The organism is Erythrobacter tepidarius, assembly GCF_002155695.1.
GTDB lineage: Bacteria > Pseudomonadota > Alphaproteobacteria > Sphingomonadales > Sphingomonadaceae > Erythrobacter > Erythrobacter tepidarius.
Genome location: NZ_MUYJ01000029.1, coordinates 1 through 1,633 on the forward strand (window position 1 = coordinate 1; position 1,633 = coordinate 1,633).

General features: G+C 61.9%; 2 protein-coding genes. Both read right to left on the reverse strand.

The window, feature by feature from the left end:
- Window positions 1–752: IS5 family transposase (locus BZF61_RS15450; protein WP_086616887.1), on the reverse strand; the 752-nt coding region annotated here is incomplete at its 3' end.
- A 540-nt stretch (window positions 753–1,292) separates the two neighbouring features.
- Window positions 1,293–1,633 (reverse strand): transposase (locus BZF61_RS15455; protein ID WP_143736936.1); only part of this gene is annotated, 341 nt, incomplete at its 5' end.

Sequence of the window (1,633 nt, forward strand, 5' to 3'; positions counted from 1 at the left end):
AGGTCTGGCAGCCGCGCCCCGTCATGGGCGTTGGCCGCGCTGGCATCCCAGGTCCTGATCAGCCCATGCGCCCGGTCGATGCCGATGTGGTTCTTGTAGCCGAACATCGGGATGGCAAGATCGACCGGCTTGAACGCCGCAGGATCAGCACCCTCCTTCACCTTCGCCTTGGAGTATTTGACCGTCCAGCGCGCATCGCGGTCCTTCTGGCGGATCCTGGCGGGCTTCTCCTTCCAGCGCTCCGGGATCTTGCCCTCCTTTATCGCGGCCTTTTCCTCATCGCTATTGCGCTGCCTGGGCGCCGGCACCACGGTCGCATCGATGATCTGCCCGCCCATCGCCAGATAGCCGCGATCGGTCAGCACGGCATCGAAGCGCGCAAAGAGCTTGTCGATCGCCTTGGCCTTCACAAGCTGCTCACGAAACAGCCACACCGTGGTGGCATCAGGCACCTTGCCATCGAGCCCTAACCCCAGGAACCGCTGGAACGAGAGCCGGTCCTTGATCTGGAACTCTGCCGCCTCGTCCGAGAGCGAGTAGAGCGCCTGCAGCACCAGGATCTTGAACATCATCACCGGATCGAACGGCGGCCGGCCGCCTTTGCCACGATCGCTCCGCCTCAGCGCCACGATCAGCGGCCCGCGGAACACTTCAAAATCCACCACCCCCGCCAACCGCTCCAGCGGATCGCCCGCCGCGCTCAACGCCGCATACCGATCCGACAAATCAAAGAAACCCGGCTGACCAACCATCATCGCCTCCGCTCATCGCAGCGCAGAGTGAATCAGATCAGCGCATCAAAGGCGAGGGTTTTTCGAGGTGTCCAACTGTCGCCTCCCACAAGCGGACAAGGCCATACACCGGGCCTGCAAGACCGCATTTGGGACTTTGCTGCCTTTCCCGGGTTGGCACCTAAATGGCTGCGTTTGCCATTAGCAGCCGATCAGCTTTCAGCCCGAATTCTCCAGCGCCCGCGATTTTCGCGGCGAGCTCGGCGAACGGCTGTTCGGTCGGGAGCATTGTCTCCAGGTGATGCTGGCTCACCTTCGCGCATCCCGTGATCACGGCATGCAGCCCCACGTTCCGTGGATTAGGCCCATCGCACCCCTTTTTTTGAGGTGGATGGAGAAACAGAGATGATGAGAATTGGACACCTCGAAGAACCTGCTGTTTTCGGCCTGATGAGGGCGCGGATGGTCTGATCGCGGTCTTTTGTGCGTGAAGGCTGGCCTTTTCGGCCTGGTTTCCGCGGTTTTCGGGGCCTGAGTGCCGCTCAGCAGTCCGTTTTCGCGCTATGCAGGCGCACCTTGCCCCTCGAGCCAGGCGAGGCGCTGGAAGTTATAGGCAAGGTTGGCCATGCCGATCTTGATCCGGGCTCTGGCGATGCCGATGGTGCGGATGAACAGCCCCATGCGGTGCTTCTGACATGCGAACACGTGCTCGACCGCCGAGCGCACAGCGGAGCGCTTGGCATTGGCTCTGGCGATGTGTTTGGGCAGCGGCCGACGCGGCGTGCGCTTCTGGTGGATGTGGCTCTTGAACATGCCCCGCTCGAGGAACGCCTCGTTCTTCTTCGAGCGATAAGCGGTGTCCGCCCATACGCCCGAACCGGTATTCTGCTTGCTGATGAGGT